The sequence below is a fragment of the Geothrix sp. 21YS21S-2 genome, from assembly GCF_030846775.1.
GTDB lineage: Bacteria > Acidobacteriota > Holophagae > Holophagales > Holophagaceae > Mesoterricola.
This window is the reverse complement of sequence record NZ_CP132910.1, coordinates 3,747,518-3,761,295: the sequence shown is the minus strand read 5'-3', so window position 1 is coordinate 3,761,295 and position 13,778 is coordinate 3,747,518. Positions and strand designations below refer to the sequence as shown.

The 13,778-nt window shown below is 68.2% G+C and carries 13 protein-coding genes; 10 read left to right on the top strand and 3 right to left on the bottom strand.

Annotated elements, in window-relative coordinates; genetic code table 11:
• The first annotated feature begins 3 nt into the window (after nucleotides 1-3).
• Nucleotides 4-909 carry a DMT family transporter gene (locus tag RAH40_RS16580; protein ID WP_306598688.1) on the top strand — a complete coding sequence of 302 codons (906 nt, stop codon included), beginning with the start codon at nucleotides 4-6 and terminating at the stop codon, nucleotides 907-909.
• Here RAH40_RS16580 and RAH40_RS16575 read toward each other — a convergent pair.
• The gene (locus tag RAH40_RS16575) at nucleotides 906-2,300 is read right to left on the bottom strand and encodes a sigma-54-dependent Fis family transcriptional regulator (protein WP_306598687.1); all 1,395 of its coding nucleotides are present in this window, start codon (nucleotides 2,298-2,300) and stop codon (nucleotides 906-908) included. The two genes, RAH40_RS16580 and RAH40_RS16575, sit on opposite strands and share 4 nt — an antisense overlap.
• Nucleotides 2,301-2,590: 290 nt before the next feature.
• Here RAH40_RS16575 and RAH40_RS16570 point away from each other — a divergent pair, with 290 nt between their 5' ends.
• The 9 genes from RAH40_RS16570 to RAH40_RS16530 all read left to right on the top strand — a co-directional run bounded on the left by RAH40_RS16570 (nucleotide 2,591) and on the right by RAH40_RS16530 (nucleotide 12,175).
• The gene (locus RAH40_RS16570; RefSeq protein WP_306598686.1) at nucleotides 2,591-3,250 is read left to right on the top strand and encodes a CoA transferase subunit A; all 660 of its coding nucleotides are present in this window, start codon (nucleotides 2,591-2,593) and stop codon (nucleotides 3,248-3,250) included.
• Nucleotides 3,247-3,894, top strand: coding sequence for a 3-oxoacid CoA-transferase subunit B (locus RAH40_RS16565; RefSeq protein WP_306598685.1), 648 nt, complete (start codon nucleotides 3,247-3,249; stop codon nucleotides 3,892-3,894). Before RAH40_RS16570 ends, RAH40_RS16565 begins: the two co-directional genes overlap by 4 nt.
• 36 nt (nucleotides 3,895-3,930) lie before the next feature.
• A complete protein-coding gene (locus tag RAH40_RS16560; RefSeq protein WP_306598684.1) occupies nucleotides 3,931-4,272 on the top strand; it encodes a cupin domain-containing protein in 342 nt (113 codons plus the stop codon).
• A gap of 16 nt (nucleotides 4,273-4,288) precedes the next feature.
• Nucleotides 4,289-5,077, top strand: a complete 789-nt coding sequence (locus tag RAH40_RS16555) for an SDR family NAD(P)-dependent oxidoreductase (protein ID WP_306598683.1) — start codon at nucleotides 4,289-4,291, stop codon at nucleotides 5,075-5,077.
• 22 nt (nucleotides 5,078-5,099) lie between these two features.
• Nucleotides 5,100-6,035 carry a 3-hydroxyacyl-CoA dehydrogenase family protein gene (locus tag RAH40_RS16550; protein ID WP_306598682.1) on the top strand — a complete coding sequence of 312 codons (936 nt, stop codon included), beginning with the start codon at nucleotides 5,100-5,102 and terminating at the stop codon, nucleotides 6,033-6,035.
• Nucleotides 6,036-6,080: 45 nt separating this feature from the next.
• A complete protein-coding gene (locus tag RAH40_RS16545; protein WP_306598681.1) occupies nucleotides 6,081-7,265 on the top strand; it encodes an acetyl-CoA C-acetyltransferase in 1,185 nt (394 codons plus the stop codon).
• A 14-nt stretch (nucleotides 7,266-7,279) separates the two neighbouring features.
• Complete coding sequence (locus RAH40_RS16540) at nucleotides 7,280-8,122, top strand: 3-keto-5-aminohexanoate cleavage protein (protein ID WP_306598680.1); 843 nt, start codon at nucleotides 7,280-7,282, stop codon at nucleotides 8,120-8,122.
• A 93-nt stretch (nucleotides 8,123-8,215) separates the two neighbouring features.
• Nucleotides 8,216-10,942: an NADPH-dependent glutamate synthase gene (gene gltA, locus RAH40_RS16535; RefSeq protein WP_306598679.1), complete on the top strand. Its 2,727-nt coding sequence runs from the start codon at nucleotides 8,216-8,218 to the stop codon at nucleotides 10,940-10,942.
• 357 nt (nucleotides 10,943-11,299) lie between these two features.
• Nucleotides 11,300-12,175 carry a GNAT family N-acetyltransferase gene (locus tag RAH40_RS16530; protein WP_306598678.1) on the top strand — a complete coding sequence of 292 codons (876 nt, stop codon included), beginning with the start codon at nucleotides 11,300-11,302 and terminating at the stop codon, nucleotides 12,173-12,175.
• On the opposite strand, the gene RAH40_RS16525 is transcribed toward RAH40_RS16530, so the two are convergent.
• Both RAH40_RS16525 and buk read right to left on the bottom strand, forming a co-directional pair.
• Entirely contained in the window at nucleotides 12,167-12,691 is a 525-nt protein-coding gene (locus RAH40_RS16525; protein WP_306598677.1) for a holo-ACP synthase, read from the bottom strand. The two genes, RAH40_RS16530 and RAH40_RS16525, sit on opposite strands and share 9 nt — an antisense overlap.
• A complete protein-coding gene (buk, locus tag RAH40_RS16520; protein ID WP_306598676.1) occupies nucleotides 12,670-13,776 on the bottom strand; it encodes a butyrate kinase in 1,107 nt (368 codons plus the stop codon). Before buk ends, RAH40_RS16525 begins: the two co-directional genes overlap by 22 nt.
• Between the last annotated feature and the right edge of the window lie 2 nt (nucleotides 13,777-13,778).

Here is a 13,778-nt window from a genome sequence, read left to right as displayed (position 1 = left end):
GGGATGACCGGAGCCGCCGCACCTTCCCGATCCACCCTATGGGCCGTGCTGCTCCTTGCCGTTCTGCCGCTCGTGTTCGGCTACAACTGGGTGGTGATGAAGCGGGTGCTGGACCATGTGGGCCCCTTCGAATTCGCCGCCCTGCGCTTCATCCTGGGCGCGGCGGTCCTCTTCGCCGTGCTGGCCGCGCGCAGGCAGCCCCTGGCCCTGCCCCACCCGGGCCCGGTGATCCTCGTGGGGCTCTTCCAGTACACCGCCAACATCGGCCTGGTGCTCTGGGCCCTGCGGGGCGGTCCCATCGGGCGCGCCGCCCTCCTGAACTACGCCATGCCCCTCTGGGTCGTCCTCATGGCCTGGCCCCTGCTGAAGGAGAGGCCCACCCGGCCCCAGTGGATGGCCCTGGGCGCGGCATCCATGGGCATCACCCTCCTGTTCGTGTCCCGGGGCATCCAGGGGCGCACCCACGCGGCCCTGCTGGCCCTGCTCTCGGGCATCTGCTGGGCCTGCGCCACGGTGCTCTCCAAGCACCTCCTTTCCCGGCTCAAGATGGATCCCCTGCTGCTCACGGCCTGGCAGATGCTGGCCGGCGGCCTCGTCCTGGCCGCGGTGGCCCTGCTCTTCCCCGGCAGGCCCACCCAGTGGGCCGCCCCCTACTTCATCTTCGCCCTGGCCTGGGAGGTGCTCCCGGCCACGGCCATGGCCTGGTTCCTCTGGAACGTCCTGCTCAAGCGCGTGGACGCGAGCGTCGCCGGCATCGTGGTCCTGTCGGCGCCGCTGGTGGGCATCCTGAGCGCGGCCATCGAGCTGCGGGAGATCCCCCGGGGACTCGAGGCCCTGGGCATGGTGCTGATCGTGCTGTCCCTGGTGTTCGTGGGGCCCCTGGCGGTAAGGCAGGTGCGTTCGAGCTAGACCGGGCTCTTCCGGATCTGGATGCCGTGCTTGCGGATCTTGCTGTAGAGCGTCGTCCGGCTCACGCCCAGGCGCTTGGCGGCCATGGAGAGGTTGAACTGGTTGCTCTCCAGGGCCTCCAGCAGGGCGGCGCGCTCGGCGCCCCCCAGGGAGGGGACGCGCAACGCGTCGCCCTGGATGTGGATGCCGGTGTCCATGGGGTCGGCCAGCACCTGGATGACGTCCTCGGGCGAGATGTCCCGCTCGGAGTCCAGGAAGCTGAGCCACCGGAGGACGTTGCGCAGCTCGCGCACGTTGCCGGGCCAGTGGTAGCCCATGAGGACCTCCATGGCCCCCGACGTGAAGGACATGGAGAGGTGGGCCCTGTCGATCAGGTGGCGCACCAGGAGGGGGATGTCCTCCCGTCGGGCCCGAAGGGGCGGAACGCGGATCTCGGCGGTGCTGAGGCGGTAGTAGAGGTCGGGCCGGAATTTGCCGGTGCGGCAGCTCTCCTTGAGCTCGTGGTTGGTGGAGGCGATGATGCGGGCGTTCAGCGGCAGGATCCTGGTGCCGCCGATGTGCTCGTACTCCCCCTCCTCCAGGACGCGCAGCAGCTTGGACTGGAGGCGCAGGTCCATGTCGCCGATCTCGTCCAGCAGGATGGAGCCGCCCGAGGCCAGTTCGAACTTGCCCTTCTTGGTGCTCACCGCGCCCGTGAAGGCCCCCTTCTCGTGGCCGAACAGCTCGGACTCCAGCAGGTCGTTGGGGATGGCGGTGCAGTTGATCTTCACGAAGGGGCTGAAGGTGGAGTCCAGGTGCTCGGAGTGGAAGCCGCTGGCCAGGATCTCCTTTCCCGTGCCGGTCTCGCCCAGGATCAGGATGGGGTTCACCTTCTTGCGGGCCACGTTGCGGCAGTGGGTGATGAGCTTCTGGGTGGCCGCGCTCTCCCCGATGAAGTCGCTGAAGGTGTAGTTGGCGTCGATGCGGGCCACGGCGTTGTAGATGCGGGCGCTGTCGGCGTCCTGGTTGTCGTTGAGGCTGGCGATGATCTTCTTCAGGCGGTTCATGCTGTGGAACAGCAGCGCCCCCACGGCGCCGATGATCTCGCCCTTCCAGATGACCGGGTGCACGTCGGTCATGCACTTGCGTCCGTTGAGCACCACCAGGATGCCCAGCTGCGCCTTGCCCGTGGCCAGCACCTCCGCGAAGGGGGAGACGGCGTCCACGTGGCTGACGTGCCTTCCGATGGAGTCCGCCTGGGTCGTCCCGCCCACGTGGGCGGACTTCTTGGTGTTGTGGAGGACGATGCCGTTGGCGTCCAGGACGATGGCCCCGTCGAAGGCCTTCTCCAGGATCTCGTCGAACAGGCCGCCTCGCGTGTGCAGGTCCTTCGGGCTCATTTCAAGTGGCATGGGTGGGTCTCCGGGGGGCGGAAGGCGTGGCTGTCCATTTGGCAAGGGTAAGGATGCACACATGCGTTGGACACGTGTCCATATTTTTCTCCCGGTTGGCGTGAAGGCGCGGCGGCGATCGGATAATTAATTGAAATTATTGATCTTGGTGTTCCTGATCGCATTGGCATAGTTGCTGCAACGTCAAGGGGAAAGCTGAATCGCAGGGGGAACCCGGTTCCCCCGAATCCCTCGGAAGGCAGCCGCCTCCGGGTTCGACTCGTCCTGCACGCATGTAAAGGAAGGCCCCCGTGAACAAAGTCATACCCCTAGAGCAGGCGGTGGCCCTGGTGAAGGAAGGCGCCACCGTGATGATCAACGGCTTCATGGCCGTCAAGACGCCCGAGACCCTCATCGACGGCCTGGTGGCCCAGGGCACCGGCTCCCTCACGGTCATCTCCAACGACGCCTCGGTCCAGGGCAAGGGCGTCGGCAAGCTGCTTTCCGCGGGCCTGATCCGCAAGCTGGTGGCCTCCCACATCGGGCTGAACCCCGAAGCCGCCACCCGCATGCACGCCGGCAATCTGGAAGTCGAACTGATCCCCCAGGGCACCCTGGCCGAGCGCATCCGCTGCGGCGGCTCCGGGCTGGGCGGCGTCCTGACGCCCACCGGGGTCGGCACCTCCGTGGAGGAGGGCAAGGAGAAGCTCGTGGTGGACGGCCGGGAGTACCTCCTGGAGAAGCCCCTGCGCGCGGACGTCACCCTCCTGCGGGGCTCGGTGGTGGACACCCTGGGCAACGTGTACTACCGGGGCACCACCAAGAACTTCAGCATCGTGATGGCCATGGCGGCCGACCTGGTCATCGCCGAGGCCGAGAAGCTCGTGGAGCCCGGCGACCTGGACCCGGACCTTGTGATGACCCCCAGCCTCTTCGTGGACCACATCGTCGTCGCCGGAGGTGCCCTGTGAGCGAGCTCAACGAGAAGGACCTCATCGCCAGCCGCGTGGCCCGGGAACTGGAGGACGGCTTCGTCGTCAACCTGGGCATCGGCCTGCCAACCCTGGTGGCCAACTTCGTGCCCGAGGGGATCCACATCACCCTCCAGGCCGAGAACGGGCTGCTGGGCATGGGCGCCCTCTGCGCCCCCGGCGAGGAGGACCCGGACGTCATCAACGCCGGCAACCAGTTCGTGACCTACGGCAAGGGCGCGGCCTTCTTCGACAGCGCCATGTCCTTCGCCATGATCCGTGGCGGGCACGTGAACATGACGGTCCTGGGCGCGCTCCAGGTGGACGAGCAGGGCAACATCGCCAGCCACATGGTGCCCGGCAGGATGGTGCCCGGCATGGGCGGCGCCATGGACCTGGTGGCCGGGGCCCGCAAGGTGATCGTGGCCATGCTGCACACCTCCAAGGGCGCCCACAAGATCCTCAAGAGCTGCACCCTGCCGCTCACCGCCAAGGCCAAGGTCAACCTCATCGTCACGGAGAAGGCGGTGCTCGAGGTCACACCCGCGGGCCTGCTCCTCAAGGAAATCATGCCGGGCTCCTCCCTCGAGGACGTCGTGGCCAGCACGGGCGCGGACCTCATCCTCGCCGATCACCTCACGTAGTCCGCCGGCGACCTGCCAGCCTCTGGAGAATCCACCATGAAAAAGCGCGAACTCAAGGACTGCACGTCCTACGATCCCCCCAGGCACTTCAAGATGGCCGCCCTGCGCCTGCAGGGCAAGGAGGAGTCCGGCTGCGAGAAGTTCTGGATGGGCCTGTCCCACTTCCTCCCCGGCGGAGGCGCCGAGTTCGAGGCCACCCCGGCCGAGAAGATCTACTTCGTGGTCGAGGGCGAGGTCGTCGTCACCACCGGCAACGGCGAGAAGATCGTCCTGCGCAGGACCGACTCCATCCGCATCGGACCCGACGAGGGCCGGTCGATCCTGAACGAGTCCAACCTGCCGGCTTCCATGCTGGTCGTCATCAACTACCCCGCCTGATCGAGGACCGAGCGCCATGAGCGAAATGACCGAGGATTTCATCAAGAACCTGTTCAACCTCGAGGGCAAGGTCGCCATCGTCACCGGCGGCGCCGGGGCCCTGGGCGAGAGCATCTGCGAAGGCCTGGCCGCCTACGGCGCCGACATCGTCGTCACGGGACGCACCCTCAAGACCCTCGACGAGGCCGTGGCCAGGATCGAGAAGTACGGCCGCAAGGCCGTGGCCATCCCCTGCGACGTTTCGAGGGAGGAGGACGTCGTCCGGATGGTCGCCACCGTCATGGAGAAGTTCGGGAAGATCGACATCCTGTTCACCGTCGCCGGCATCGCCAAGCGCTACGCGGCCGAGGACTTCCCGGTCGAGGAGTTCGACCAGGTCATGAACATCAATGTCCGCGGCACCTTCCTGGCCTGCAAGCATGTGGGCCGGGTCATGAAGGAACAGAAGTCCGGCAAGATCGTCACCATCTCCTCCGTGCGCGGGTTCGCGGGCCACCCCGGCGGCTACGTCGCCTACGGCCCCTCCAAGGCGGCGGTGGACGGCATGACCAAGCAATTGAGCACCGAATGGGCGAAGTACGGCATCACCGTCAACGCCATCGCCCCCACCATCTTCTGGACCCCCCTCACCCAGCAGGTCCTGCAGGACGAGAAGCTCAAGAAGATCTTCCTGGACCGCATCCCCCTCGGCCGCGCCGCCATGCCCGCGGACATGGTGGGCATCTCCGTCTACTTCGCCTCGGCGGCCTCGGACTTCATCAGCGGCCAGATCCTCTACGTGGACGGCGGGCTCACCGCGGGCTGAAGGCAGAGAAAGGAGCACCACCATGAAGGAAATCCGGAACGTGGCCGTCATCGGCTCGGGGCTCATGGGCTGCGGCATCGCCCAGGTGTTCGCCTCCCGCGCGGACCACGCCGTGACGCTCTACGACAGTTTCACCCCCGGCAAGGCCGCCCTGGAGCGCATCCTGGGCAACCTGAACCTCCTGGAGGCCAAGGGCGTCATGACCGAGGAGGAGATCACCGCCATCCTGGCCCGGGTCGCGCCCTGCGAGACCCTGGCGCAGGCGGTGGCCGCAGCCGACCTGGTGGTGGAGTGCATCCCCGAGCAGATGGAACTCAAGCAGGACCTCTTCGCCGAACTGGAGAGGCTCTGCGGCCCGGAGACCATCTTCGCCACCGGAACCTCGGTGATGAGCGTCACCGAGATCGGCGCGAAGGTGCGCTCGCGGCACCGGCTGGTGGGCACCCACTTCTGGAACCCGCCCTACCTGATCCCCCTGGTGGAAGTCGTCCGGTCGGAATACACGGACCCCGCCGTGGTGGACGCCACCATGGAGGTGCTCCGCAGGTGCGGCAAGCACCCCGTGCGCGTCAACCGCGACGTTCCGGGCTTCCTCGCCAACCGCCTCCAGCACGCCCTCTGGCGGGAGGCGATCTCCATCGTCGAGAACGGAATCGCCGACGCGGCCTCCGTGGACGAGGCGATCCGGCTGGGCTTCGGCCTGCGCCTGCCGATCCTGGGCCCCATGGAGAACGCCGACATGGTGGGCACGGACCTCACCCTGGCCATCCACACCTACATCCTCCCCCACCTGGAGAACGCCCCCAGCCCGTCGCCTCTACTCGTGGAGCGGGTGCGGAAGGGGGAACTGGGCTTCAAGTCCGGCCAGGGGTTCCAGACCTGGTCCCCCCAGGACATCGAAGCCTCCCGGAAGCGCCTGATCAACTATCTGATCGACGTGCTGTACCAGAAGAACTAGCCCCCCTCCGCCTGATCAAGTCCTTTACTCCGTTTGAGGTTAACCATGCGTGAAGCAGTCATCGTCAGTGCCGTCCGAACGGCCATCGGAACCTTCGGTGGTTCCCTGGCCGGCCTATCCGCCGTGGAAATGGGCAGCATCGCCGCCAAGGAGGCTCTCCAGAGGGCCGGGGTCGACCCCTCCGCCGTGGATGAAGTGATCATCGGCAACGTCCTGTCCGCCGGCCTGGGCCAGAACGTGGCCCGGCAGGTGGCCCTGAAGGCCGGCCTGCCCGGGACGGTGAGCTGCTTCAGCATCAACAAGGTATGCGGCTCCGGACTGCGGGCCATCAGCCTCGCCGCCCAGCTCATCAAGGCCGGGGACGCCGACGTGGTCCTGGCCGGCGGCACGGAGAGCATGAGCAACTCCCCCTACCTGCTCAACAAGGCCCGTTTCGGCTACAAGATGGGCAACGACACCCTGGTCGATTCCATGATCTGCGACGGCCTGTGGGACATCTACAACGACTACCACATGGGCATCACGGCCGAGAACGTCGCCGCGCAGTACGGCATCAGCCGCGAGGCCCAGGACGCCTTCGCCCTGGTCAGCCAGCAGCGCGCCGAGGCCGCCGTCAAGGAGGGCCGGTTCAAGGACGAGATCGTTCCCGTGGTCATGCCCCAGAAGAAGGGCGAACCCAAGGTCTTCGACACGGACGAATTCCCCCGCTTCGGCTCCTCCCTGGAAGGCTTCGCCAGGCTCCGCCCGGCGTTCAGGAAGGACGGCACCGTCACCGCCGGCAACGCCTCGGGCATCAACGACGGCGCCGCCATGACCCTCGTCATGTCCGCCGAAAAGGCCCGGGAGCTGGGCCTCAAGCCCCTGGCCCGCATCGTCTCCCATGCCTCGGCCGGCGTGGATCCCTCCGTCATGGGCTACGGCCCCGTGCCCGCGTCCCGGAAGGCCCTGGCCAAGGCCGGCCTCACCGTAAAGGACCTGGGCCTCGTGGAGGCCAACGAGGCCTTCGCGGCCCAGGCCCTGGCCGTCAGCGCCGGACTGGACCTGGACCCCGCCTTCACCAACGTCAACGGCGGCGCCATCGCCCTGGGCCACCCCATCGGGGCCTCGGGCGCGCGCATCGCCACCACCCTCATCCATGAACTGAAGCGCAGGAACGCCCGGTTCGGCCTGGCCACCCTCTGCATCGGCGGCGGCATGGGCACGGCCCTGATCGTAGAGAACCTGCAGTAGCCCCGGAGGACGCCATGTCCGATCTCAGCAGCAAGGTCATCCTGACCGTCGCCCCCACCGGCGCCTGGCCCTCCAAGGAGGACACGCCCCACGTCCCGCTCCAGCCCGGGGAGATCGCCGAGGAGGTCTACGCCTGCTGGAAGGCCGGCGCCTCCATCGCCCACATCCACGTGCGGGATGACAACAACAAGTCCTCCATGAGCTTCGAGAAGTTCACCGAGACCGTGAACCTCATCCGGGCCACGGACTGCGACATCGTCCTGAACCTGACCACCTCGGGCCAGCTGGGACTGGCCGACGAGGACCGCATGAGGCACCTCATCGCCCTGAAGCCCGAGCTGGCCTCCTACGACTGCGGTTCCATGAACTGGCTGCACACCTCGGTCTTCGAGAACAGCCCCCGCTTCCTTGAGAAGCTGGGCACCTGCATGCAGGAGAACGGGGTCAAGCCGGAGATCGAGATCTTCGACGCCGGCATGATCAGCAACGCCGTCCACTACCTCAAGAAGGGCTTCCTGAAGGCCCCCCTGCACTTCCAGTTCGTGCTGGGCGCCGCCGGCGGCATGGACGCCACGGTCGAGAACCTCGTGTTCCTCAAGAGCCTGCTCCCCGCCGGCTGCACCTGGGGCGCCCTGGGCATCGGCAAGGGCCACCTGCCCATCATGTACGCCGCCCTCGCCCTGGGCGGGCACGTCCGGGTGGGCATGGAGGACAACATCCTCTACTCCAAGGGCGTGCTGGCCAGGTCCAACGTGGAGTTCGTCGACCGCACCAGGCGCATCGTCGCCGAGCTCAACAAGGAGATCGCCACCCCCGCCGAGGCGCGGGCCATTCTTGGCCTGCCCGCCAAGGCCTAGCAAGGCGAACGTTCCGCCCCGGGGATGGGAAGGCTGGCGCCGTCCGCGCCGCCCCTTCCCATCCCCGATCCATTCCAACGACCGGAGCCCCGAATGCCCCTTTCCCCCTTCGACGAAACCAGCATGGCCCCGTGGCATGCCTTCCATGCCGCGGCCCTGGACCGCCTGGATCACCTGGAGGAGGCCCTGGCCTCCCGGGACTGGCCGAACCTGACCGGCCTCCTGCGCTGGGTGGCCACCGACCTGTGCGCCCACAACCGGGCCGAGGAGCTGGAGCTCCTGCCCCTCCTGGAGGAGGTGGGGGCCGAGGCCCTGTGCGAGCAGCTCCTGTCCGACCACCAGGAGATCCGGGAGCGCGCGGAAAGCCTCCTGGCCACCGGCGGCGCCCGCATTTTCCCGGAGCTCGCGCGCGAACTGCTGGGCCTGATCCGGCAGCACATCGGCACCGAGGAGCACCTCATGCTCCCCCTGCTGCGGGGGAAATCCCTCAACGGGCGCGCCGACGTGGACGCCGAGGGCTACCGGATCCTGGAGAAGCGCCTCCTGGCCCCGGAGACCTGGAGCTTCATCGTCCAGGCCCCCATGGTGGCGCGGGGCCGCAGGCCCGGCCAGTTCCTCATGGTGGCCCCCTTCGAGAAGAGCGAGCGCATCCCCCTGACCCTGGCCGACGGCGATGCCCGCGAGGGCTGGATCCGCTTCATCATGGTGGAGGTGGGCGCCACCACCCGGGCCATGGGCAGGCTGAGCGCCGGCGACCTTCTGTACGCGGTGGCGGGCCCCATGGGGGAGCCCAGCGAGCTGGTCGAGGAGGGCACCGTGGTGCTGGTGGCCGGCGGCTACGGCAGCGCGGCCATCCTGCCCGCGGCCAAGGCCCTCAAGGCCAGGGGCCAGCGGGTGATCACCATCCTGGGCGGCAGGTCCAGGGAGCGCGTGCTGCTGGCCAAGGAGCTGGAGCTGGCCTCCGACGAGCTCATCGTCACCACCGACGACGGCACCCTGGGCCGCAAGGGCATCGTCACCCATCCCCTGGCCGAGATCCTGGAGCGCGAACCCGTGGCCGAGGTGGTGGCCGTGGGCCCCATGCCCATGATGCAGGCGGTCTCCGAGGCCACCCGGGAGCGCGGCATCTTCACGCTGGTGAGCCTCAACGCCCTCATGGTCGACGGTACGGGCATGTGCGGCGGCTGCCGAGTGTCGGTGGGCGGCGAGATGAAGTTCGCGTGCTTCGACGGCCCCGACTTCGACGGCCACAAGGTCGACTTCAACATGCTCCGCATGCGCCAGAACTGGTACAAGGAGGACGAGACCGCCGCCCAGGACCACGTGTGCAACCTGGGCCTGTCCAGCCACCCGGTGACGGACGCGGACATGCCCTTCATCGCGCCGGTGGCCGACCTGGACTGGCAGAACCTGGACCTGCCCTCCCTCAAGCCCGCCCAGCGCATGAAGATCTCCCGCCAGGTGGCGGCCTGCCAGGATCCGGCCATCCGCGTGGGCAACTTCTCGGAAGTGACCCTGGCGCTGAACGCCGAGCAGGCCCGGCTGGAGGCCGCGCGCTGCCTGGACTGCAAGGTGCCCAAGTGCATCGAGGGGTGCCCGGTCAACATCGACATCCCGGCCTTCGTCAAGCGCATCGAGGCCGGCGATCCCCTGGGCGCCGCCCGCATCCTCAAGCAGTCCTCGAGCCTGCCCGCCGTGTGCGGCCGGGTGTGCCCGCAGGAGAAGCAGTGCGAGGCCAAGTGCGTGGTGGGCATCAAGGGCGAGGCCGTGGGCATCGGGCGCCTGGAGCGCTTCGCCGCCGACGCGCTGCTGGCCGCCGAGCCCGAGACGCCGCCCATGGCGCCGGCCACGGGCCGCAAGGTGGCCGTGGTGGGCGCGGGCCCCGCGGGCCTCACCGTCGCCGGCGAGCTGGCCGGGAAGGGCCACGACGTCACGGTCTACGACGCCCTGCACCGCCCCGGAGGGGTGCTGCTCTACGGCATTCCCGAGTTCCGCCTGCCCAACGCCATCGTGGAGAAGGAAGTGGACACGCTGCGCCGCATGGGCGTGAAGTTCGTCCTGAACACCCTGGTGGGCCGCTCCATGACCCTGGCCGAGCTCCGGTCCGAAAACGACGCCGTGTTCATGGGCACCGGCGCGGGCCTGCCCGGCATGCTGGGGATCCCGGGCGAGGACTTCAAGGGCATCTACACCGCCAACGAGTTCCTCACCCGCATCAACCTCATGCGCGCCGACCTCTTCCCCGAATCCGGCACGCCGGTGACGGTCGGCAGGCACGTGGTCATCGTGGGCTGCGGCAACACCGCCATGGACGCCTCCCGCGCCGCGCGGCGCCTGGGCCCCGAATCGGTCTCGATCGTCTACCGCCGCACCATCAAGGAATCCACCGCCCGCAAGGAGGAGCTGGAGCACACCGGGGAGGAGGGCGTCCACTTCCACTTCCTCACCAACCCCCTGCGCTGCATCGGCAACGACAAGGGCTGGATCACCCACATCGAGTGCGCCGTCATGGAGCTCACCGAACCCGGCCCCGACGGCCGCCGGGGCGTGCGCGCCACCGCCGGGACCGTGACCCTGCCCTGCGACACCCTGGTGGTGGCCCTGGGCTTCTCCGTGAACCCGCTGATCGCCCAGACCGAGAACCGCCTCGAGACCCTCAAGGGCGGCGTGGTGCGGGTGGACGAGGCCACCGGGGAGACCACGGTGCCGGGCGTCTTCGCCGGCGGCGACGTCATCACGGGCGGGGCGACGGTGATCCTCGCCATGGGCCAGGGCCGCCGTGCGGCCGAGGCCATGCACCGGTATTTGGGCAAGGTGTAACCCTTGTAGTCAATAGGCCAATTCCTGGGTACCTGTTCCTGCCCATGGGCCGCCGGCGGGTGTAATGGTTCCGGGCATAGGTGTCAGGATCCGTGACAGCGTCGGCAGGCCCTCCCGCATCAGGGTCAAACCAATTGTTTGCTTTAGCTTACCCACCGGCCACGGCCCCTCCGGATCCTCGGGGCCGCCGTTGGACGGTGTCCCTTCCGTTACGATCGGGATCCCGGTCCGGGTTCCGGTCGGGCACCTCCTTCCCTGGGATCCCCATGTTTGGGGGGTTCTGGAGCATCCCGACGATCTCCAAAGGAATTGGCCCTTATCTTGCTCTTGCCATGGCCATCCCTCCTGGAGAACCCCATGACCTTGAACCTCGCAACCCGTCTGGACCTGCGCAAGGCAACGCCCGGGGATGTGCCCGCCTGCGGCCGGATCTGCTACGAGGCCTTCGCCGCCCTCAGCCGCGCCCACAACTTTCCCTCCGACTTCCCGAGCCCCGAGGCCGCAATCGGCATGCTCGGCGTGCCGTTCGCGGACCCGGGCTTCCACTGCATGGTCGCGCTCCGGGAGGGACGGATCATCGGCAGCATCTGCTTGGACGAACGCGCACCCGTCGTCTGCCTGGGGCCCATCACCGTCGATCCCGGGGCCCAGAACGCCGGGGCGGGACGCCTGCTGATGGAGGCGGCCCTGGAGCGCGAGCGCGGGCGAGGCGCCGCCGGGGTGCGGCTGGTCCAGGCCGCCTTCCACAACCGCACCATGGCGCTCTACGCGAGTCTGGGCTTCGATGTGCGGGAGCCGCTTTCCTGCATGCAGGGGCGGACCCGGACCCGCAGCCTTCCCGGCTGCACCGTGCGGCCGGCGCGGGCGGAGGACCTGGACGCCTGCTGCGCTGTGGCCCAGCGGGTTCACGGCTTTGAACGCCGGGGTGAGCTGGAGCAGATGATCCGCGCCGGTGAGGCCCGGCTGGTTTCGCGCGCCGGCCGGATCACCGGCTACGCCAGCGCCCTCGCCTTCTTCGGCCACGCGGCGGCGGAGGAGACCACCGACCTGAAGGCCCTGCTCGCATCCGCCGACGGCTTCCAGGGCCCGGGGGTGCTGGTGCCGACCCGGAACGCCGGGCTGTTCCGATGGTGCCTGGCCGAAGGGCTGCGGGTGGTGCAACCCCTGACCCTCATGAGCGTGGGCTTGTACCACGAGCCCAACGGGGCCTGGCTGCCGTCCATCTCATCCTGACCCCACCCGGTGTTCGGATGCGGTGGCGTGGGGGTGGCCATCGAGTCGTTCCGGGCTTTCGGCTTCCGTTTCAGGCGCAGCCAGAGGATCGGGGCGGGCAGGCATGCGCTCGGCCACGGCCAGTGCCCGGATGAAAGCACCCTCATGCCAGAGTTGGAGGTGGGTCCCGCCGATACCCTTCGCCCAGGCCTGGCGCGCCAGGTGCCCCCGGAGGCTCGCGGAGGCTCCGGCTTGATTGCCAAGCACCTCGATCTCGTTCAGGCGGACCCGGTTCCCGTCCATCCCAAGGCACTTGAACACCGCTTCCTTCCCGGCAAACGAAAAGGCGAGCATGAGGACGGGATCCCCATGCTCGCCCGCCTGCACCCGTTCCCCTTCCGTGAAGGTCTTCCGGTAGAACGGGTCGTCCAGGTCCCTCCCCAGGCACCTGAACCGCTCCAGAAGGAGCAGGTCCACGCCCACCCCGGCCACCTTCATGGCCGAGCCGGGGCGGATCAACGTGAGAAGTGGCTCCATACCGGGACACCCGTGTAGGTCTTGGCCTGCTCCTGGCCGGTCATGACGCGGTAGGCGCCGCTGGCCAGGGCCTCCATCTCGAACTCGCCCGGATAGGCGTGGACGGGGGCGATGTAGTTCACCCTACTCCGGATCTCGCCCACGAGGTAGTTCTCACGGGCGATGCCGCCGGTGAGGAGGATGGCGTCCACCTCGCCGCTCAGGACCGTCGCGTAGGCGCCGATGTACTTGGCGATCTGGTAGATCATGGCGTCGTACACCAGCTTCGCGTAGGCGTCCCCCTTCCCGATGCGCTCCAGGATCTCCAGGACGTCCGAGGTGCCGAGGTGGTCCACGAGACCGCCGTTCTTGGTGATGCGGTCGTACATCTCGCGCTCGGTGAACTTCCCGGAGAAGCAGAGCTTCACCACGCCGCTGGCGGGGACGGCGCCGCACCGGGTCGGGGCCATGGGCCCGTCGCCGTTGATCACGTCCACGGTGTCCACCATGCGGCCCTTCCTGTGGGCCGTCACGGAGACCCCGCCGCCGATGTGGGCGATGACGAGGTTGAGGTCCTCGTAGGGGGTTCCCACCCGCTTCCCGTGCCGGATCCCGACCTCCTTCTGGTTGAGCGGGTGGCCCCGGCTCTCCCGGGCCAGGTCGGCGAACCCGCAGACCCGGGCCACCTCGTCCATCTCGTCCACGTCGGGGGGGTTGACCACGAAGGCCCGGCCGCCGTACTGGGTGGCGAAGGCGTGGGCCAGCTGGCTCCCGAGGGTGGCGGGGTGCTTCACGGTGAACCCCACCCGGGCGTGCTCGAGGAGGATGTCGTTCACCGGGTAGGTGCCGCCCTCGAGGCCCACCAGGCCCCCGCCCCGGCCCACGAAGACGTCCACGGACGCCATGGCCAGGCCGCGCCTGGCCATCTCCGCCAGGATGGTGTCCCGGCGATAGTCGAACTGGTCGCTGATCTGGGCGAACTTCTTCAGTTCGGCGGCATCGTGGGTGACGTTGACCGAGAACACCTCGGTCTCGTTCCGGAAGAGGCCGATCTTGGTGGAGGTGGACCCGGGATTGATTACGAAGATGGTGTAGACCTTGTCCATGT